The 19901-nt window shown below is 49.0% G+C and carries 18 protein-coding genes; 6 read left to right on the forward strand and 12 right to left on the reverse strand.

Translation table 11 applies throughout. The annotated features are described in order from the left end of the window. Positions 1-36: 36 nt before the first annotated feature. The 3 genes from ACKFKF_RS09365 to ACKFKF_RS09375 form a co-directional block, all read right to left on the reverse strand. Positions 37-1797, reverse strand: a complete 1761-nt coding sequence (locus ACKFKF_RS09365; RefSeq protein ID WP_446867480.1) for a ribonuclease J — start codon at positions 1795-1797, stop codon at positions 37-39. A 237-nt stretch (positions 1798-2034) separates the two neighbouring features. Continuing rightward, positions 2035-2919, reverse strand: coding sequence for a 4-hydroxy-tetrahydrodipicolinate synthase (gene dapA, locus ACKFKF_RS09370; RefSeq protein ID WP_446867481.1), 885 nt, complete (start codon positions 2917-2919; stop codon positions 2035-2037). A gap of 70 nt (positions 2920-2989) precedes the next feature. Further along, positions 2990-4030 carry an aspartate-semialdehyde dehydrogenase gene (locus tag ACKFKF_RS09375; protein ID WP_446867482.1) on the reverse strand — a complete coding sequence of 347 codons (1041 nt, stop codon included), beginning with the start codon at positions 4028-4030 and terminating at the stop codon, positions 2990-2992. A 456-nt stretch (positions 4031-4486) separates the two neighbouring features. Between ACKFKF_RS09375 and tig the strand changes: the two genes are divergently transcribed. The 4 genes from tig to ACKFKF_RS09395 all read left to right on the forward strand — a co-directional run bounded on the left by tig (position 4487) and on the right by ACKFKF_RS09395 (position 9212). After that, a complete protein-coding gene (gene tig, locus ACKFKF_RS09380) occupies positions 4487-5959 on the forward strand; it encodes a trigger factor (protein ID WP_446867483.1) in 1473 nt (490 codons plus the stop codon). Between the two features lie 216 nt (positions 5960-6175). After that, a complete protein-coding gene (clpP, locus tag ACKFKF_RS09385; RefSeq protein ID WP_446856361.1) occupies positions 6176-6868 on the forward strand; it encodes an ATP-dependent Clp endopeptidase proteolytic subunit ClpP in 693 nt (230 codons plus the stop codon). A 9-nt stretch (positions 6869-6877) separates the two neighbouring features. Beyond that, on the forward strand, positions 6878-8224 hold the full coding sequence (gene clpX / locus ACKFKF_RS09390; protein ID WP_446856360.1) for an ATP-dependent protease ATP-binding subunit ClpX: 1347 nt from the start codon (positions 6878-6880) through the stop codon (positions 8222-8224). Between the two features lie 76 nt (positions 8225-8300). Continuing rightward, positions 8301-9212: an alpha/beta fold hydrolase gene (locus ACKFKF_RS09395; protein WP_446867484.1), complete on the forward strand. Its 912-nt coding sequence runs from the start codon at positions 8301-8303 to the stop codon at positions 9210-9212. A 57-nt stretch (positions 9213-9269) separates the two neighbouring features. Here the strand turns inward: ACKFKF_RS09395 and cofG are convergent, their stop codons facing one another. Together cofG and ACKFKF_RS09405 are read right to left on the reverse strand one after the other, a co-directional pair. Beyond that, on the reverse strand, positions 9270-10274 hold the full coding sequence (cofG, locus tag ACKFKF_RS09400) for a 7,8-didemethyl-8-hydroxy-5-deazariboflavin synthase subunit CofG (RefSeq protein ID WP_446867485.1): 1005 nt from the start codon (positions 10272-10274) through the stop codon (positions 9270-9272). Between the two features lie 128 nt (positions 10275-10402). After that, positions 10403-11128, reverse strand: a complete 726-nt coding sequence (locus tag ACKFKF_RS09405; protein WP_446867486.1) for a helix-turn-helix transcriptional regulator — start codon at positions 11126-11128, stop codon at positions 10403-10405. A 474-nt stretch (positions 11129-11602) separates the two neighbouring features. Between ACKFKF_RS09405 and ACKFKF_RS09410 the strand changes: the two genes are divergently transcribed. Together ACKFKF_RS09410 and psbA are read left to right on the forward strand one after the other, a co-directional pair. Further along, positions 11603-12727 (forward strand): hypothetical protein, encoded by a 1125-nt coding sequence (locus ACKFKF_RS09410; RefSeq protein WP_446867487.1) that lies wholly within the window; start codon positions 11603-11605, stop codon positions 12725-12727. 195 nt (positions 12728-12922) lie between these two features. Next, a complete protein-coding gene (psbA, locus tag ACKFKF_RS09415) occupies positions 12923-14005 on the forward strand; it encodes a photosystem II q(b) protein (protein ID WP_446856430.1) in 1083 nt (360 codons plus the stop codon). Positions 14006-14239: 234 nt separating this feature from the next. On the opposite strand, the gene ACKFKF_RS09420 is transcribed toward psbA, so the two are convergent. From ACKFKF_RS09420 to ACKFKF_RS09450, 7 genes are all read right to left on the reverse strand, one after another. Next, on the reverse strand, positions 14240-14416 hold the full coding sequence (locus ACKFKF_RS09420; protein WP_446867488.1) for a hypothetical protein: 177 nt from the start codon (positions 14414-14416) through the stop codon (positions 14240-14242). Between the two features lie 40 nt (positions 14417-14456). Beyond that, a complete protein-coding gene (locus tag ACKFKF_RS09425; protein WP_446856354.1) occupies positions 14457-15053 on the reverse strand; it encodes a CPBP family intramembrane glutamic endopeptidase in 597 nt (198 codons plus the stop codon). Positions 15054-15181: 128 nt separating this feature from the next. Continuing rightward, the gene (locus ACKFKF_RS09430) at positions 15182-16291 is read right to left on the reverse strand and encodes a DUF3326 domain-containing protein (RefSeq protein ID WP_446867489.1); all 1110 of its coding nucleotides are present in this window, start codon (positions 16289-16291) and stop codon (positions 15182-15184) included. Further along, positions 16284-16457, reverse strand: a complete 174-nt coding sequence (locus tag ACKFKF_RS09435) for a hypothetical protein (RefSeq protein ID WP_446867490.1) — start codon at positions 16455-16457, stop codon at positions 16284-16286. Before ACKFKF_RS09435 ends, ACKFKF_RS09430 begins: the two co-directional genes overlap by 8 nt. A 4-nt stretch (positions 16458-16461) precedes the next feature. Then, positions 16462-16791: a 2Fe-2S iron-sulfur cluster-binding protein gene (locus tag ACKFKF_RS09440; RefSeq protein WP_446867491.1), complete on the reverse strand. Its 330-nt coding sequence runs from the start codon at positions 16789-16791 to the stop codon at positions 16462-16464. Between the two features lie 312 nt (positions 16792-17103). After that, positions 17104-17808 carry an exonuclease gene (locus tag ACKFKF_RS09445; protein WP_446867492.1) on the reverse strand — a complete coding sequence of 235 codons (705 nt, stop codon included), beginning with the start codon at positions 17806-17808 and terminating at the stop codon, positions 17104-17106. 79 nt (positions 17809-17887) lie between these two features. Continuing rightward, positions 17888-19519: a PAS domain-containing sensor histidine kinase gene (locus ACKFKF_RS09450; RefSeq protein ID WP_446867493.1), complete on the reverse strand. Its 1632-nt coding sequence runs from the start codon at positions 19517-19519 to the stop codon at positions 17888-17890. Positions 19520-19901 lie beyond the last annotated feature (382 nt).

A 19901-nucleotide genomic window follows, 5' to 3' on the forward strand; every position in this document is an offset into this window, starting at 1 on the left:
TTTCATTAAATCAAGCCGAACCAGCCTGACATCAGACTAGGAAGCAACTCTAGTGGCGGCTCTCTGACGAGTGGGTGCAGACTTGACGATCGCAGGTTCAGGACTCTGCATCAAGAACACCAACAGTGGATTACTCTGCAATTCTCGTCTCAGCAACCTCTGAATCTCACGCTCAATCTGCACCTGCAAACCTGTCCAGTCCACTTCAAGCTGACCGTCTAGATCACGAGCAAACTCAGACCAACGATCGCGCAAGGTTGCCTCAATCGCACCTTCCACTTTGTCTTGCAAAACAGACCGTTCGATCGTCGTCACGACTCCACTTAAATGCACTTCTGGCTTAGTAAACAAACGACCTTCTGAAGTGACAGTAGACGCAACGGTAACAATGCCATCTCCTGCTAAATGCTGCCGCTCTTTGAGAACCTTCTGGTTGACCATCCCAGAGCGAGAAGTATCTACTAGCTCAATCCCTGAAGGCACTTTGCCACCAATGCCGATCGAGTCTTTGGTTAGTTCAACCACGTCGCCATTGTTGATGATCACCATATTCTCAGCCGGGATGCCCATACTCTGAGCCGTCTGCGAGTGCTTCACCAACATCCGATGCTCACCGTGAACGGGCAAAAAGAACTTAGGACGAGTCAGAGACAACATCAGCTTCTGGTCTTCTTGAGCGCCATGACCCGAAACGTGAATTCCTTGTTCTTTGCCATAAACCACCTTGGCACCCTGAATCATCAGCTTGTCGATCGTATTCACAACGGCGATCGTATTGCCCGGAATCGGATTGGCAGAAAACACAACGGTGTCACCCTTCCGCACCTTAACTTGACGATGTTCACCGTTAGCAATGCGTGTCATCGCAGACATCGGCTCACCCTGCGATCCAGTTGTGAGAATCAGAACGCTCTCGTCAGGCAGCTTGTGCGTCATGTGCAACGGTTGCAGCAGATCATCTTCACATTTGATGTAGCCCAAATTTCGAGCGTGAGCAATCAAGTTGAGCATCGATCGACCAATCACCGACACGACGCGATTGTGCTTCTTCGCCAATTCCAAAATCATATTGATTCGATGAACGGAAGAGGCAAAAGTGGTCACCAGCAAGCGTCCTTGAGCCTGACCAAAAATGCGATCGAGATTTGGGAAAACCGCCCGCTCAGATGGCGTAAAGCCCGGAACTTCAGAATTGGTCGAGTCGCTGATCAGACAGTGAACACCTTTCTCGCCATACTCTGCCAGCTTTTGAAAGTCAAAGTATTCACCATCAACTGGCGTGTGATCAAACTTAAAGTCGCCTGTGTGAATGACAATCCCAACCGGAGTATGAATGGCAACGGTGAAACTATCGGCGATCGAGTGCGTATTGCGAATAAACTCAACAAAGAAATAAGAGCCAATTCTTACAATGTCGCGGGGGCGAACGGTGCGGATCTCGGTGCGATCGGCGACCCCTGCTTCTTCCAGCTTGCCTTCAAGGAGGGCCATCGCCAGACGCGGGCCGTACATCACCGGAATGTCAAACTGCTTGAGGTGAAAGGGAATGCCGCCAATATGGTCTTCGTGTCCGTGAGTGACAATCATGCCCTTGATTTTGTGGCGATTGTCGCGCAGATAAGTCGTGTCAGGCAGCACGATATTCACGCCGTGCATTCCATCGGTGGGAAACGCCAGACCTGCATCTAGCAACACAATCTCGTCGCCATACTCGAAGACACAGGTGTTCTTACCAATTTCGTGTAGGCCACCCAGCGGAATAATTTTAAGCGTATCAGAACCGTTACTTTGGGTCATTTGCGTCCTTGAATCGGATAGTTTAGGAAGTTCAGTTTTCAATGGTTTGAAGGGTAATTTGTACTTGTTGAAAGGCTGTGTGGCTCACTTAAGAGTCAGAAGGCATTGGAAGTTTGTTATCCGTACATAGAGATTCATCTTTATAGAAGAAGCTAGGAGAAACAGACGATCGCAGAACGTTGATCGAAGGATTTACTTGAGGTATTCAGTTGTCTAGAAACCTGTTGGATACTTGTCTCACAGCAGAGCAAGTTCATCCATAACGTTTTTGAGCGCTATCCGAGCCGTTTCATCCGAGTCGCAGAGCGGCAGGCGTAGAGAACCCACATCCCAACCTTGGATTTTTAGGGCTGTCTTAACGAGAATCGGATTTGTTGTCAGAAAAAGTGCTTTAAACAAAGGGAAAAGCTTGAGATGGATTTGAGTTGCTGCTTGCACTTGACCGCTTTCAAATGCCTGGATCATTTGCTGAAGTTGAGAGCCGACCAAGTGACTTGCCACACTCACAACACCTTTGCCCCCGATCGCCATTAATGGCAGTGTCAATGAGTCGTCTCCAGAGTAAATCGCAAATTCAGAAGGTGTCAACTGCCTAATTTGACTTGCCTGATCCAAATTACCGCTTGCTTCTTTAACGGCGACGATGTTAGGAATCTCCGCAAGACGCGCAACTGTCTCTGGCAAAAGATTTTGGCTCGTACGTCCAGGAACATTGTAGAGCATAATCGGCAAATCGGGTGAAGCTTGCGCGATCGCTCTAAAGTGGTGATAGAGTCCTGACTGGGGTGGCTTATTGTAGTAAGGAACAACTTGCAAACTCCCATCTAGCCCCATTTTAGCGGCTTTTTGGGTAGCTGCGATCGCTTCTTTAGTCGAATTTGATCCGGTTCCCGCCATGACTTTAGCTTTCCCAGCTACGGCCTTTTTGACCACCTGGAATAGCTCAAATTCTTCGTCCCAGGTAAGGGTTGGCGACTCTCCAGTCGTTCCACAGACCACTAGAGTATCGGTTCCATTCTCAGCCAAATGCACCGCCAGCTTTTCTGCCACAGCGTAGTTAACCTGTTCACCATCCTCACTGAATGGCGTAATCATCGCGGTTAGAACACGTCCAAAATTCACCACACGCTCTCAACACTCCTTTTATCACGTTCTAAATTAGCTTCTATGACTCACCGTTTGCGCCTCTGTCTTAAGTTCTGGCGACTAATGCAGGTTTCAACAGATTTCGCTCAATTAATAGCTCTGCAATCTGAATGGCATTGAGGGCCGCACCTTTGCGAATTTGGTCACCACAGAGCCACAGTTCTAACCCGTTAGGATTGGAGAGATCTTGGCGAATGCGACCAACCAGAACGTCATCTTGGCCGCTGGCATCGATCGGCATCGGGAAATAATTTGCCTGCCAATCTTCGACCAGTTTGACTCCGGGTGCCTGACTCAAAATTTCTCTAGCCTGACTGACACTAAATGGACGCTCAAACTCTAGGTTAATCGCTTCAGAGTGGGCACGTAAGACGGGAACCCGTACACAAGTTGCCGTAATTCTCAACGAGTCTTCTCCCAGGATCTTGCGCGTCTCATTCACCATTTTCATTTCTTCTTCGCAGTATCCTTGCTCGTTAAGCTTGGAATTGTGCGGAAATAAATTGAACGCCAAGGGATACGGAAACAATTCAGCTTTGGGTTCTTGTCCATTCAGAATCGCCTGAGCCTGGGTTTTGACCTCCTCCATTGCTCTAGCCCCCGCGCCACTCGCCGATTGATAAGTAGCTGCTATGATCCGCTGAATTGGCTGCACCTGATGCAAAGGATAGATCGCCACCGACATCAAAATCGTGGTGCAATTGGGGTTTGCAATGACACCTTGATGGGTTGCGGCCGCTTGGGGATTGACTTCGGGCACAATCAGCGGCACAGTTTCATCCATCCGGAAGGCGCTGGAATTGTCGATCATCACAGCACCAGACGCGATCGCCGTTTCTACCCAGGCTCTAGAGATCGAAGCCCCCGCCGACGCAAGCACAAGGTCAACATTTTGAAAGGATTTGGCCGTCACGGCCTCGACCGTCAGCTTCTCACCGCGAAAGGGCAGTAGACTTCCTGCCGATCGCTCAGAGGCCAGCAGCTTTAAGTCTGAAACCGGAAAGTCACGGCTCTCTAACAGTTCTAACAACTCGGCACCCACGGCACCGGTCGCTCCTAAAATCGCAACTCGATAGGATTGACCCAAAATTAGCTTCCTCCAAACCCACAGAAATAGAAGTTTTGAATAGACTGAAGAAGATCTTTAACAATAAAACCTAAATTCACCTAGAGACTATCGCGTTCTCTATTAATTTGCAGCAAGATTTGTGTAAATTTGCTTGAAGCAATCGTTGAAATTAAATGTTCTTATCTAGGTTTTCATAAATTATCGCAGATGACCTGAATTTTAAGATTCAACCAAACGATCGACTCAGGTGTCACAAGGATCGGTTAGTATAGCTTACTGCGGTCGCGTCAACGATGCCCAATCATTTGGGAGAATTCGGGATACGAGGAGTTGTCGCCTGAGATTAGGTGCTGCTCAGACAGAAATATTCAGACAGAAATATTCGAGAGCAATTCTAAACAGAGTTCGCTACGATCGTCTGACCACCGCCAAACTTGCTGAATCAAAAATATATCGTTTGCAACTCATACGCCAATGAAAGTTACCCAGGAAAAACTCCCCGCCAGCCAAATTGGTCTGGAGATCGAAATCCCGTCGGAGATGTCCAAAAAGGCTTACGAGCAGGTGTTACAAAACTACACACGCTCGATGAATATTCCTGGGTTCCGTAAAGGTAAAGTTCCTCGTCAGGTGCTAATCCAACGCTTTGGGGCGGCTCGAATCAAGGCAGCGGCGATCGAAGAACTCGTCGATTCTGCGCTCAAAGAAGCGATCAAGCAGGAAAAGATTGAAGCGATCGGCAACTTTCAACTCAAATCTTCTTTTGATGATCTGATCGGCAATTATGAGCCAGGAAATCCGCTGACGTTCTCCGCCTCTGTAGATGTGCAGCCAGAAGTGACGCTCAAACAATATCAAGGGCTGACGGTTCAGGCAGAAGAAGTGAAGCCCGATCCCGATCGCGTCGATCAAGTGCTGGGCAATTATCAGAAACAGATGGCGACCCTGGTGCCTGTCGAAGGTCGCTCTGCTCAAAAGGGAGACACTGCGGTTGTTGACTACCACGGGAAATTTACTCCTGCAGGCGAAGACGCTGAAGAGCAAGACGTTCCCGGCGGTCAGGCGCAAGATTTTCAGCTAGAACTCGAAGATGGTCAATTTATCGAAGGCTTTATTGAGGGTGTCATTGGTATGAACCCTGGTGAAAATAAAGAAATCTCCGTTACCTTCCCCGAAGATTACCCCCAGGAGACCTTAGCGGGCCGTCCAGCTATTTTCTCGATGACTCTCAAAGAGTTAAAGGAGAAGGAGCTGCCCGAATTAGATGATGATTTTGCTCAAGATGCCAGCGGCGGGGACTATCAGACGATCGCCGACCTGCGCGAGTCTCTGGAAAAACGCTTTAGCGAAGAAGTTGAGCAAAAAACAAAATCGAATAAAGAACAAGCCATTCTCGACGAACTGCTCAATCAGATTGAAGCTGACTTACCCGAAACCCTGATCGAGCGAGAAGTTGAGTTTATGGTGACTCAAACTGCCATGCAGCTTCAGCAACAGGGTATCGACATCAAGCGATTGTTGAACCAAGAAACGCTGCCGATGCTTAAGGAGCGATCTCGCCCCGACGCGATCGACCGCATCAAACGCACCCTGGCAATGGGCGAAGTTGCAAAGCAAGAAGCGATCGAGACGACCGAGGCAGAAATTAACGAGCGAGTCAAAGAAGTTTTGGCTGATCTCGAAGGTCGCGATGTTGATCCCGATCGTCTCCGCACGGCCGTTGCTGAAGATTTGCTGAAGGAAAAGATTCTCACCTGGCTAGAAGCGCATAATTCAGTTGAGCTAGTGCCCGAAGGAACGTTGAAGAAAGCTGAAGACGATGAGGATGCCGAAGACGCGATCGGCGCAGCAACGGATGCGATTGAAGTTGAAGCCGAAGAAGTTGAAGCTGAAGAAGTTGAAGCCGAAGTCGTCGAAACCGAAGAAGCCCCAACCGAATCAAAATGACGCTTAATCTTGCGTTAAACTACCGTCTGAGGCTGAAATTCCTTCACAAACCTCGCTAGATCAACCGAAAGTAAGTCTTTGTGCCAGAACAACCCAGTCTCAGATTAGTTAAGGCATAATGTGTGCATAGCCTGAGCACAGTTCGCAAAGTGAAAACTCCAAGAACTGTCGCCAGAACCCTTGATTCATATTGCTTTCAAGCAACGTCCTGACTCTATGTTTGACTCAAAAATCCCCGATTACTCCATTGCCAACTTGAGCTTCTTGGACGTGGTATCCCAAGCCCCCAGCAACGTCGTCCCGATGGTTGTGGAACAATCTGGGCGCGGAGAGCGGGCGTTTGACATTTACTCTCGCCTTCTAAGAGAGCGCATCATTTTCCTCGGAACCCCGGTGGATGACGCAGTGGCAGACTCGATCGTCGCTCAACTGCTTTTCCTGGAAGCTGAAGATCCCGAAAAAGACATTCAACTTTACATCAACTCTCCTGGCGGTTCTGTGACCGCAGGCATGGCTATCTACGATACGATGCAACAGGTTCGCTGTGATGTGGTTACCATTTGCTTTGGTTTAGCTGCTAGTATGGGCGCGTTCCTGCTTTCTGGTGGCACCAAAGGTAAGCGGATGTCCTTACCCAGTTCGCGGATCATGATTCACCAACCGTTGGGCGGTGCTCAAGGGCAAGCGGTTGATATTGAGATCCAGGCAAAAGAAATCCTCTATCATAAGCGCAAGCTGAATGAACTATTGGCTGAACACACCGATCAGCCGTTTGAAAGGATTGAAGCCGACACGGAGCGTGACTTTTTTATGTCCGCTCAAGAAGCGAAAGAGTACAGACTGATCGACCAAGTGATCACCCGGCAGAATCTCCCTAAACCAGATTTGTCCGCCGTTCCCGTAGGTTAAGAGGCAGGTATGTCTAAATACGACTCCCATCTAAAATGTTCCTTTTGTGGCAAGTCTCAAGAGCAAGTCCGCAAGCTTATCGCTGGGCCGGGGGTCTACATTTGTGATGAATGTGTAGACTTGTGCAACGAAATTTTAGATGAGGAGTTGTTCGACTCTAGTTCAGTTCCTCAGCCTGTGCCGCGTAAGGAGCAATCTCCCGAAAAGCGTCGAACTCGTTCAGCTAATATCTCCCTGAGCCAGATTCCAAAGCCACGGGAAATTAAGAAATATCTTGATGAGCATGTGATCGGGCAAGACGAAGCTAAAAAAGTTTTGTCAGTGGCGGTTTACAACCACTACAAGCGACTCAGCTTTACCCAAACCAAGAGCAACGGTAAAGGGACTTCTGATGACACAGTTGAGCTGCAAAAATCTAACATTTTATTAATTGGGCCAACGGGTTGCGGCAAAACGCTACTAGCCCAAACTCTGGCAGAAATCCTAGACGTTCCCTTTGCGGTTGCAGATGCTACAACGCTGACAGAGGCGGGTTACGTTGGTGAAGATGTCGAAAACATTCTGCTGCGCCTTCTGCAAGTTGCGGATTTGGATGTCGAAGAGGCTCAACGTGGCATCATCTACATTGATGAAATCGATAAAATTGCTCGTAAGAGTGAAAACCCTTCGATCACGCGCGATGTCTCCGGTGAAGGTGTTCAACAAGCTTTATTGAAGATGCTAGAAGGAACGGTTGCAAATGTCCCTCCGCAGGGTGGGCGAAAGCATCCTTACCAAGATTGCATTCAGATTGATACCAGCAACATTCTATTTATCTGCGGCGGTGCCTTTGTAGGATTAGATAAAGCCGTCGAGCAGCGAATTGGCAAACGATCGATGGGTTTCGTTCAGGGCGGCACCGAAAATCAAAGCACTAGAGAAAAACGGGCAGCGGACATCCTCAAACATTTGGAACCCGATGATCTCGTGAAATTTGGCATGATTCCAGAATTCATTGGGCGGATTCCGGTTATGGCAGTTGTCGATCCACTGGATGAAGATGCTTTGACTGAAATTCTTACAGAACCTCGTAACGCCTTGGTGAAGCAGTTCCAAAAACTGTTAAAAATGGACAATGTGCAGCTTGAGTTCAAGCAGGACGCTGTGAGAGCGATCGCTCAAGAGGCCTACCGTCGCAAGACAGGTGCCCGCGCCCTCCGCAGCATTGTCGAAGAACTGATGCTGGATGTCATGTATGAGTTGCCATCTCGTAAGGATGTCACGCGCTGTTTGATCACCCGCGAAATGGTTGAGAAGCGATCGACCGCAGAACTATTAATGCATCCTTCCTCTCTTCCCAAACCCGAATCAGCCTAAAATCAGGGATGGGTGTTGAATTCTGAGTCAGTTAACGAAAGCTCAACACTCGACACTCATCACTCAAGATTTTCCGATGGCACAGGCTTTAGTTAACGGTTTTAATCACTACTACGAATGGATCACGCAGTCAGAAGAATCTATTCCTTCTGGCAAGCCTGTGATGGTTTTTGTGCATGGCTGGGGTGGTTCGTCTCGCTACTGGGAAAGTACTGCAAAATCCCTTTCTGATACGTTTGATTGCTTGCTTTACGATATGCGAGGCTTTGGGCGATCTCTTCAAGTGACCCGCAAGGGGTCGCTTTCCAGTACGCAAGAAAAATCTCCCCTTGCCACGCCTCCCGAAACCGCAGCAGAACTCAGTTATGAGCTAGAAACTTATGCCAAAGATTTGGCTGGACTACTTGATGCGTTGGGGCTGAAGCGAGTTTATCTAAACGCTCACTCAATGGGAGCTTCGATCGCCACTTTCTTTTTGAACCTGTACCCTGATCGAGTAGAGCGAGCTATCCTGACCTGCAGTGGCACCTTTGAATACGACGAAAAAGCGTTCAACGCCTTCTACAAGTTTGGAGGCTACGTCGTCAAGTTTCGTCCCAAATGGCTATACAAACTGCCCTTTGTGGATCGGCTGTTTATGCAGCGATTTTTGCATCGTTCGCTCCCTGGTGAAATCAGCCGCGCCTTTTTAGATGATTTCTTGATGGCGGACTACAATGCGGCTTTAGGAACGATTTTCACCTCTGTCAGCAAAAAAGCAACCGAGGTGATGCCCCAAGAGTTCGCTCAAATCAGGGTGCCGACGCTACTTGTTTCTGGACAGTACGACATTATTATTCCCGCTGAAATGGGTCGTCAGGCTGCTGCTCAGAATGACAAGATTGAATATTTTGTGATTCCCAACACTGCTCATTTTCCCATGCTAGAAGATGCATCCACTTATTTACAGAAAGTTCGGGAATTTTTGGGCGTAGGGGTTGCAGCTTAGGTGGCTTGAAATTTTTGGAAACAATCTCTTTGAGTTACCCGCAAGAGGTCGCTCACTTCAAACGCCACTCCGCCCTTTGCTGCGGTAGTGGGTGACGATCGTTCGCAATCGGGCAGGTAACCAGTCATCATACTGGGCATAGACAGGCAGCCGAGCGACAAACTCCCAGCCAGCTTGCTTGAGAACATCTGTCAGTTCTTGAGCTTTGGGATGCGGATAATCTGGATTGACCTCATCGTAAGGACTGATCCCGCCCAGATCCCGCGCCCCAGCCTCTAAGCAAGCAATCAGCATCTGTGGATCTTGAACTAGATTTGGCGGCACCTGAAGCTCCACGGACTCAGGCAAAATCTGACGGGCTGTCTGAATCAACTTCAGCAATTGGTTGGGCTGAAACGGTTCACTTGAAAAAGCTTCAAACTGTCCGGGACTGTAAGGCTGCAAAATCACTTCTTGAATGTGCCCCCAACGCTGTTGAATTTGGGCGATCGCTTCCAGGCTCTCAATGCGATCGCGCTCCGTCTCGCCAATTCCCAACAGCAAACCTGTCGTAAACGGAATTTGTAACTCTCCTGCCCAGACTAATTGCTGCGATCGTACCTCTGGCACTTTGCTAGGCGCATACTGGTGAACCGTTTTCAACAATGTCGGAGTCAGTTGTTCTAGCATCAACCCCATCGACACATTGACCGATTTCAGCCGGGTCATTTCTTCAAAGCTCAAAGGGCCGACATTCGTGTGAGGAAGAAACCCCAGCGAAAGCGCCAGTTCGCAAAGATCATAAATGTGCTGAAACCAACTCGATCGCCGTACACTCTGCGGATGAACCTCTCCACTCAAAACCAGAATCTCAATCACCTCGTTTTGCAGCGATTTGAGGATTTTTTCTGCTTTGGTCAAAGACAACCAGGGACTCGTGCCCGGATCAGCGCGAAAATTACAGTAGCTACAGCGATTAAAGCACTCATAAGTGGGAACCAGCGTGTAAGCAGGGCTGTAGGTCACCACTTGAGAAGGAAGAGCAACCCTTTGCAGGTCACTCGAAAAGATTGCAGGTTTCATCCATTACAGGTTAAGAGACATTAAAAAACTCTAGACCTGAAACTGATCAAAGTTCAAAGTCCAGAGTCTTTTTGATCCATAGCGCTCATTGCACGAAACCGGGTAGCAGACAACTTTTGGCGACTAATTTATCTGGAGTACCAGACTCTTCTTTGCCCCAGAGAACTTCTGCGCTTTGCGTAAACATTTTTAACGTGAGTCTTCACTGTATTCAAACTAATTTGCAACAGTTCAGCAATCTCTTGATAAGTGTGTTCTTGTCGCAGCAGCATCCAAATCTCCGCTTCTCGCTCTGTCAGGTCATACTTTTGACGATCGACTCGCAGGTCTTCTTCAAGCTCCGTTTGACGGTTTTCTAGCTGCACCAAAATATATGGTTCAGTCTCTTCAGAAGAATTTCTGCTGGAGTTAAGCGTTAACCAGCGCACCCGGAGGCGAATGACTTGTCCTTGATGCCCCTGATACTCAACCATTAGGGCTTCATCCGTAACACGACCCTCTTTGAGCAATCGATGACAGGCCTCGGTGATCACCCCAGGGAGACTCGCCTCTGTCTCTTCATCAGGCATCAACATTTGTTGACAAAGTTCCTTTGCTCTCATATTGGTGTAGACGGGCAGCAGATTGTGGGCAATTACCAGGACACCATCTTGCATAGACTCAATCAGCGTAATCCAGAGGGCATTGAGTCCAGGACTACCAAACGTCGAACCACTCTCTGAAGGAATTGTTTTCGCTTGCTTGCCCGATCGAGCATAGGCATGACTAGAACTACGTCTTGGAGAACGATAACTCGACCAGGCACCCATCACGGGCTGAACTTTGGACGACATCAAAACTAAGGGGGCTGTCATAGAGCAGAATCCTAAAGCATGAGGATATTCTGCGACTTGTCACCGCGAAGATGCAATGAGTAACCTGTAGCGCACTCCAGAGTTCCGAAGTAATCTAGAAGAACCTGAAGGGAGGTGAAGTAACCCGAAGTGTTGTGAAGTTTTAATGGTTTATCTGCTCCAGCGAAACTTAAGCGCTGAATAATGAATAAAATAGGCACTCAGTAGAGAGTAAATGAGCTACAAGCAAGAAATCGGTTCATTTTCTTGCCGAAGTGCAACTTTGCTCTGCGTAATTACTTGAGTCACTAGGCGACAAAGCTAGATACACCAATGTCAAAACTCAGCGTTCGACATTCTGGCTTTTATCTTCGACCTTACAAAACCCATAAATCCACAAGGACGGTGTGAGGGTAAAACGCTTAACTCGTCTTTGTGACTCATCTTGGACTCCCTTCCCTGGAATGTACCTCAATCAGTTTGAGACTGCTCCTAATGAATTATCTTCATTTTGAGTGGATTGTTCTCAAAAATGCGTCACCCGATCGGGTCTTTTTTGAACACTTTGTCCCTGTGTGGTTCCGCTCCATGAATCCAGAATTTTTAGACAACCTATTCCCAATTGACCGCCAGCAAATCTACAGTTCCACTCTACAAAAACGCAGCGGTCTGACACGACGTAGAGCCGAATATTTTGTCAAACTCTGGGCTTATCTACTGCTCAAGCAACGCGAAGAACTAGGAGAGCGCATTCTTCAACCCCTCACTCATTTAGACCCGCCAGAGGGCTTGATTGTTTGCACTCATCGAGAAGCGTCTCAACTCTTTTACGGCAACAAAGAGAGAGGAAGCGATCGCGCGGCGGGCATGATGATTGATCGCTTTGCAGCCTTGGGGCTATTAGAAAAGCAGTATGACGGACAAACCTTGTGTTTGAGAGTGCGGTCACTGCCAGAGTTGACAATGCTGCAAGTTGAAGAACCTGTAGATCTGTTTATGGATGACTTTAACCCGCGCACTGATGCCGTTCCGGTGGCTAATCTCACTGCCCGCAGCTATGGAGAACTGGTACGAGACGGAGCGGCGATCGCCAAAATCTCCAGAGCTTTGAGAACATGGGCAAAGCAGTACCCTACTGGAATGCGTGTGATGCGTCGCTCAGACAATCTCAACATTGTGGGGGTGTGTATTCTTTACCCAGTTAGCAGTGAGTCAGAGTTCAATTTCTTTCAGCCTCCCAGCAAAAGTTTTTATCTCACGACTGACAACCCAATTGATCCGTTTCAGATGTCACCGCCAGGGGACGCAAGCTGCACGTCTGTTTTCCTGCGGGTTTGGGCGATCGATTCTCCCTTCATTAATAGCGTCACCCTCCAAAAGCTTCTAGAAGATACTCAGGTGACGCTTAGACGAATGCAATCTGACTTTCCTGAACTTTGCGACCTCTACTCGCTCTTGATTCATCCAATTTATGAAGAAATGAGACGATTATTGGGGTTCGATCGCATTTGTCAAGACAATCAGCGCTCTTATTCCTGGATTTATTTGGCAGTCGATCGATTTCTGAGTACCGATATTAAGCAAACTCTTAGCAATCTTAAATTCGGTGAACCTTCATAACTCTCGTATTCAGAAGGCTGAGAGGACAGATAGCGTTGGAATCGAGCAACAATCAGAAGTCGTCAGGTACAAGATAATTACAAATATGAGAGCAATCTTAATTTGACGCTTTACAAAAGGAAATAATTGCTCTAATCTATAAGGGTGGGTCGGAAAACCGCCCTACATCAAACAAACACATTGCAATTATTCACCATGACGACGACACTACAGAGACGCGAAAGCGCCAACCTGTGGGAGCAGTTCTGCTCCTGGGTCACCAGCACCGAGAACCGCCTGTACGTAGGCTGGTTCGGCGTATTGATGATCCCCACCCTGCTGTCCGCAACCATCTGCTACATCATCGCCTTCATCGCCGCACCGCCCGTGGACATCGACGGCATCCGCGAACCCGTTGCCGGCTCCTTGATGTTTGGCAACAACATCATCTCCGGTGCCGTAGTTCCGTCCTCAAACGCGATCGGCTTGCACTTCTACCCGATCTGGGAAGCCGCATCCCTAGATGAATGGCTATACAACGGCGGTCCGTACCAACTGGTCGTCCTGCACTTCCTGATCGGCATCTTCTGCTACATGGGACGCGAATGGGAACTGTCCTACCGCCTAGGAATGCGCCCCTGGATCTGCGTTGCCTACTCCGCCCCTGTTGCAGCCGCGACCGCCGTCTTCCTGATCTACCCGATTGGACAAGGCAGCTTCTCAGACGGAATGCCCTTGGGAATCTCCGGCACCTTCAACTTCATGCTGGTATTTCAAGCCGAGCACAATATCCTGATGCACCCCTTCCACATGCTGGGAGTCGCCGGAGTGTTTGGCGGCAGCCTGTTCAGCGCCATGCACGGGTCATTGGTCACCTCCTCACTGGTGAGAGAGACGACTGAGAACGAATCCGCGAACGCTGGATACAAGTTTGGGCAAGAAGAAGAGACCTACAACATCGTGGCAGCGCACGGCTACTTCGGGCGGTTGATCTTCCAATACGCCTCGTTCAACAACTCCCGTTCCTTGCACTTCTTCCTGGGTGCCTGGCCCGTCGTCGGCATCTGGTTCACCGCCCTGGGCGTGAGCACGATGGCATTCAACCTGAACGGGTTCAACTTCAACCAGAGCATCATCGACTCGCAGGGACGGGTGATTGGCACCTGGGCAGACGTGATCAACCGGGCGAATCTAGGGATGGAAGTGATGCACGAGCGCAATGCTCACAACTTCCCCTTGGACTTGGCTGCTGGGCAAGCGGCTCCTGTAGCGCTGTCTGCTCCCGCTATCAACGCTTAGTCCTGACCGTCCGATGATTGAGTTAGGTTAGTTTGAGAAGAGTCTTCCTGAGAGGGAAGGCTCTTTTCGCGTTTGAGGGTTTGTAGAGGTAAAGATGGTTTTGGGAGCAGCGATCGTTCTTCTGCATAAATTCCAAGAAGCTTTTTGCTCCGATCACTTCGAGATACACTCAAGGGATTGCAAATCATCCGAGAACAGGCAGAAGCTCTAAGCAACGAAGTGAAAAGCCCCCAATCAGGTGGTTCTGGCGACTAACTTAGCAAAGAACCTTGCACTCCGCACTTTAGCCACAAGTTTTAGGGCTTCGGCTTCTAGACGATATCGCTTTATTTCCTCTGTCACATGGGAGGCAGAAGGTGTTTTCTGACGCTCAACAGGTGCCGAATTCACATAAGAAAAAGCACTGCCCATAATTGGATAGCGCTTGTGACTTTTTACAGTTTTGGATTAACTACTTAGCAGATTGCGATCGAGCGTTTAACTTCCAGGTATAGGCAGAAATTAGGTTTGTGGAGATGTGCGCGACGATCGGAACTAATAAGTTTCCTGTCCAGATGACGCTGTAAGCGAGAAGTGCACCGATGCAAGTCGCCCAAACCACATAAGACCACTGTTTTAGATTGCTCAAGTGCAACACCCCAAAACAAGCACTGGAGATCAAAACGCCTTCAAGATCTAGCCCAAACTCAGGCATCATCACACCTCGGAACAGCAGTTCTTCGCTTAACCCTGGTAGCAAGCCTAGCCAGATCAAATCTAGAAAAAATAGCGGCTTGAGGACGAGTTCTAGGTAGTAGTCTGCGCTTCGACGATACTCACCCCAAAATCGATAGACCAGCGAACTGGCGGCAGTTATGGCAAGCCCAAGCCCGATGCCTGCTAGGGTTGCTTTTGCTGTCAATCGTACTGGGAGCAGCGTCACGTTACCCAACTGCATCCAACCCTTGGCGACCAGCATTAAAACAACGGCAGTGACTCCCATTGCGATGAGTACCTGAGTGCGGGTGAGGGGTTCCATTTCTGGAGTGTCGGGAACTTGCTGTGCCACAGGAATGATGAGGGTAAGTTTTCGTTGTCGTCCAGATTTTGAATTTCCCGGATGAGTCTCACAGTATAGCTGAAGACTTCGCAGCCTCACCAGTGTTAAAAAGACGTTCTACATGGAATCTAGTGGGGCTATGTGAATACGTGACTTGATCTCCAGTGATTCTTGTCTGTTAAGTTTGTGTCGAGAGATTTTAGGGGAGAGATCGCAGCCTGCAATGAGTTTTGATTAATACCTGCGCGATCGCACACTAGCACCCCCAAAGCTTCTAAATAAGAACTCACTGAAACGGCCGAAATTCCTAAAACTTCTGGAGAAACCTGCATCTTTGTGTGATTGTCGTTGACAGCAATGATGCGAGTGTGTGATTGTCCCAGGCTGAGAAGGGCACTGCCTCCACAAGCCGTTGCGGGAATGACGACGGCATCAATCTGATTCGCCCAAATATCACTCGCAAGATTTGAACTTGTGCGGTGAGAAATGAACTGAGGAGCGTAACTGAGACCGACCAGGACACAGGGCAAAAAGGTGTAGCCTAATTCTTCGGCAGCCGATCGCGGCGACAAATTTGGATCGAGCGGTAAGGGCAAAAGGGCGGGCGCATGGGCACAGGGAATTTGAAAAGTCCGCACGATCAAATGGCTGATGACGGCTTCTGCACCTGCCAGCGGATCGACTCCTCGACCATGACGATAGTTTTGCAGAGCCTCACTTCCGACATCATCTGGGAAACGAGCCACTACTGCGATCGCGTCCGCTCCTGCTTGATGAATTAGCTTGTCGGCTGCTCTAAGTAAACTGTCTGGATGATCGATCGTGCCCCAAGTTGCCCCAGACGAAGCTGTTTTTAGCTCAACCTTTAAGGGTTGGTCGGTGACAATATAGTCCGATAGGCTAAGACCCAACGTGGCTCTGGCAGCATCGGCTACCTGAAGATGACGCGATCGCAAGTCAGATTCAACGCTCTGGTCAAAAATGATGCCGATGCGATTTTGACGAACGGGACGCAGCCCCCAGTTTCCAGCCGCAAACTGATCCAGTCCATACCCTTCCACATAGAGAGCATTGGGCAGATTCCAGTAAAGCTGGGCCCCGTTGAGCACATTGGGATGGGTGATTAGGCGATCGACTACTTGAGCAATTGCTCTCGCGACGGGCATTGCATCTCCTGCGTAGCCACCGATCGCCGCCCCAATTCCAGTTGGCACAATCAGAACGGCTGTATAGGAACGCTTAGTCATGAGTTACGATCGCTTCGACGTGAGCCTTTTGGGTTTCAACATTGACCTGAGTGACTGCCCAACGGAGCGGATCGCCATACTTTTTGAGTTCGGTTTCGATGGCAATTTGGAGGGCGATTGGGGAGTCTTGAAGGTCAATTTCTGCTGTAACAAATTGCGTTTTCATGACGTTACTTTTTCTGTTGTTGATGTTGTCCAAATTGCTTTTGATAAACGATTTCTTCTTTTTCAGTTTCAATTTTGAGGTCAGAGCGGGGAAAGGACACACAGAGCAATGTATACCCCTGCTGCTGCAATTCTGGGCTGACTCCCATTCCGTCGGTTTGATCGACTGTCCCGGAGAGAATCTGGGCGGCGCAAGTGGTGCAAACCCCCGCTGTACAGGAGCTTGGTAAATCTAATCCCAAGTGGTTGGCAACGTCTAAAACGGTGCGATCGTCGGGCACTTCGATCATATGAGTTTGTCCATGATGCAGAATTTCGACTTGATAGGTAGCCATTTTGAGCATTTGTGCAGATGTATTCTCTTCCCCATTTTACGGGAAGCGGGGCTGAGAAAGATGGGACAATCCGATCGGGCCAAGCAGTGGGTGCGAATGGACTCGCTCCATATTCTGCAAGCAGATTTCTGAATAAAAGACAAGATCGCAATCAGGCAGAGATTGATCGTCGTCGAGAATTTAGATCGACGATTGAGGCAGTTCTGGATATTTTGCGCGATCGGTTCACCAGTAATGGACACGGAGAGTACCCTTCTCACGGCATCAGGCTCGTATTTTGCGGTTCGTATTTTGCATTGAGCAGCGATATCCTCAGCGTCCCAATCGTCGCCAAAATTGGTGTACTCGGCTTTCCCAAGTTTCCCAGTAAGCAGCCATTGTGTCGGGTTCAAACCAGAAGATCTCGGCGGGTCTGTCAGGAATGGCGACTACAAGCAGCGCATGGCAAAGATTGAGATCATACTGCTGATAAAGCTGATTGACTGCGCCACAGTAGGCGACAACTTGCAGTGGATAATCGTAGAGACGATCGACCGTTTGTTTGGGCTTATCTGACGTTTTCCATTCACAAATGCAAGGCGTGCCCTGATAGCTGGCGACACAATCGACCACCCCGGCATAGCCCAATTCGTCATGAAATACGGTGCCTTCGATCAAACGAATTTGTTCGAGCGATCGCAGCACGGGTTCGACGCTTTCCCAATAAGGGCGAATGGACTCTGGACAGGAAACGGCTTCTCCCTGGAGGTAGCGCTGAATTTGTTTGTGAGTTCCCGTCCCCCGGCGGCTGGCAGTTTGAGTAATCTGAGCCGCTTCTTGAGTGCCAATCCGCTGTTGCCAATTCAAGAGAGCCTGTCGATCTTCCCAGGGTTTGGTGGCGTTGAGAATGGTGGTGACACTGGGGAGACGATCGCCGCCCTCCGTGACGTAATACTGCTTGCCCGCCTCGCGAATTTGCTTTGTTTTATAGTGAGGTAGCAAATCAGACACCACAAATGCTTCTAACAACGCTGTCAAAATTATCCGTCTAATTGCTAGATACTTAGCTATCGTATTTGGGCTTTGAGAATTCGATCGTTAGCTAGTCGTCAATCAATTACTCAGAAGGCAGCGTAAACCAGAATGTCGCCCCTTTTCCTGGCATACTCTCAACGCCGATCTGCCCGCCGTGAGCCGTAATAATCTGCCGACATAGAAAAAGCCCTAACCCGATGCCCGCCGATCGCCGCTCTCGTCTGCCTCGCCTATAGCGATCGAACAACTGATCACACTCTTGGGGAGTCATACCCACGCCGTCATCGCAAATCTCACAGCGAATCAGCGAGTTAGCGATCGTCATTTCAACGGTCACCGTCAGCCCCGGTGGATTGTGTTGGATTGCATTCGTCAATAAGTTTTCAAACACGCGCTGGAGCTGGGCAACATCGCCGATCACAGGCGGTAGTTCTTTGGAAACACCACTCACCAGCGTGGCCCGATTTTCTAAAGCTAATGGCTCCAACTCTGCCAAGACGGTTTGGACTAAGGAATTTAGATAAACGGCCTCGCGACGCAAAACCACACCCTTGACTTCACTCGAATGCGCCTCAAGCAAGGAATTGATCAACTTAAGCTGACGATCGCAACTCTGCATCATGCGCTCCAAAATCGATCGCGCCACCTCGATTGTCTCTTCTCCTGTACGTCGCTTTAATAGGTTCTTTAGCACAAGACTCAATCCGACGATCGGCGTTCGTAAATCGTGAGATACAGCATGAAGAAAGTCCTCTTTTAGCTGACTCAGTTCCTGAAGCTCTGCCATTTTTTGTCGCAACTCTGCGGTGCGATCAGTGACTTGGATTTCGAGATTGGCGTTGAGAGACTGCACCTGCTGATAGAGTTTGGCGCTCTCAGTAATGTCATTCATGACGCACAACGCGCACGGTTCGCCACTCACCTGAATCATTTCGGCAGAAAACAGCACCTTGCCGTGCTCGCCTGATTTTCGCCGAAACTTGAGTTCTACATCTCGAATAAAGCCTTTCTGCTCTAAATGTTGGCGAGTAAATGCCCGTTCTTCTAAATTAGACCAGACACCCAGGTCAAGCGTGGTTTGCCCCAAGATTTCTTGGCGAGAATAGCCCAACATGCGGCAAAAACTGTCGTTGACTTCAAAAAAGCGTCCGTCCTGAAAGGTCGCCAACACCATTGCACTGGGGCTACAGCGAAAGGCCGTCGAAAACTTTTCTTCGGACTCTCGCAGGGCGGCCTCAGCTTGTTTGCGATGCGTAATATCGCGCATGATGGCTAGAACTTCATCCTCACCACAGACGACGATTCGGGCCTCGCGATCGCGCAACGATCCGTTCACCCAAATCTGGTACTCATAACATTGCATTTCTTGGGTTTGCAGTGCTCTCTCAATGTAGTGAAGGCGCTGATCCGCGAGATGAGGCGGCAGCAGATCTTGAAGTCGTTTCCCCAGCACATTCTCTGGCAAAAGGGCGAGTTCGGTCTCTTGTCCAGCGTTGACATCCAAATAAGTGCCATCTCTGCGAATCCGAAACAGGCTATCAGGAATCACATTCAACAGCGCCCGGTTGCGAATTTCACTTGCTTGCAGGGACTCTGATTGTGGAAAAGCGCTGAGGTGACTGGGCATCTCGCCAAGCAACTGCTTGAGACGGGTAAAAGCCGCATCGTCTCGGCAGCAATCTCGCAACGCTTGAAGGTAAGCAGCAGAGGACATAACGAGCTAGAGCAAAGGACTCATCAGAGTGCTAACAAATCGCTAGTAGACTCACTTCTCTTGAGAAAAGAATTATTCTTATTTTGCAGTGATTTGAGTCACAGGACAAGGCTCAGAAAAAAGGCAAGACGATCGCTCCTCACAGACATAGGATAGAAGCTACAGTTTCTCAGTCCAAATTCCGGAATTTTAACCGTGATTCATTCACTGATTTGAGCGCTCTAAAATTAGAGCAAACTATTGCCAAACATCTCTAAAATGACCAGTTGTTAAAGTGTCCTAAACTCGGAAACTTAATCAGGAACCTTTCGCTCTTTGTAAACAGGAAGTAGAGAAAACTTGAGTTGAGAATTTAGAAATTATAGAAGATTTCTTTAGAAGA

Source organism: Phormidesmis sp. 146-12, from assembly GCF_052939495.1.

Bases quoted from the DNA above. Each gene is read 5' to 3' on its own strand.
- ACKFKF_RS09405 (WP_446867486.1), bottom strand. From the start codon at position 11,128: ATGACAGCCCCCTTAGTTTTGATGTCGTCCAAAGTTCAGCCCGTGATG.
- psbA (WP_446856430.1), top strand. From the start codon at position 12,923: ATGACGACGACACTACAGAGACGCGAAAGCGCCAACCTGTGGGAGCAG.
- cofG (WP_446867485.1), bottom strand. From the start codon at position 10,274: ATGAAACCTGCAATCTTTTCGAGTGACCTGCAAAGGGTTGCTCTTCCT.
- ACKFKF_RS09450 (WP_446867493.1), bottom strand. From the start codon at position 19,519: ATGTCCTCTGCTGCTTACCTTCAAGCGTTGCGAGATTGCTGCCGAGAC.
- ACKFKF_RS09430 (WP_446867489.1), bottom strand. From the start codon at position 16,291: ATGACTAAGCGTTCCTATACAGCCGTTCTGATTGTGCCAACTGGAATT.
- ACKFKF_RS09410 (WP_446867487.1), top strand. From the start codon at position 11,603: ATGAATTATCTTCATTTTGAGTGGATTGTTCTCAAAAATGCGTCACCC.
- clpX (WP_446856360.1), top strand. From the start codon at position 6,878: ATGTCTAAATACGACTCCCATCTAAAATGTTCCTTTTGTGGCAAGTCT.
- ACKFKF_RS09440 (WP_446867491.1), bottom strand. From the start codon at position 16,791: ATGGCTACCTATCAAGTCGAAATTCTGCATCATGGACAAACTCATATG.
- ACKFKF_RS09365 (WP_446867480.1), bottom strand. From the start codon at position 1,797: ATGACCCAAAGTAACGGTTCTGATACGCTTAAAATTATTCCGCTGGGT.
- tig (WP_446867483.1), top strand. From the start codon at position 4,487: ATGAAAGTTACCCAGGAAAAACTCCCCGCCAGCCAAATTGGTCTGGAG.
- ACKFKF_RS09420 (WP_446867488.1), bottom strand. From the start codon at position 14,416: ATGGGCAGTGCTTTTTCTTATGTGAATTCGGCACCTGTTGAGCGTCAG.
- clpP (WP_446856361.1), top strand. From the start codon at position 6,176: ATGTTTGACTCAAAAATCCCCGATTACTCCATTGCCAACTTGAGCTTC.
- ACKFKF_RS09435 (WP_446867490.1), bottom strand. From the start codon at position 16,457: ATGAAAACGCAATTTGTTACAGCAGAAATTGACCTTCAAGACTCCCCA.
- ACKFKF_RS09395 (WP_446867484.1), top strand. From the start codon at position 8,301: ATGGCACAGGCTTTAGTTAACGGTTTTAATCACTACTACGAATGGATC.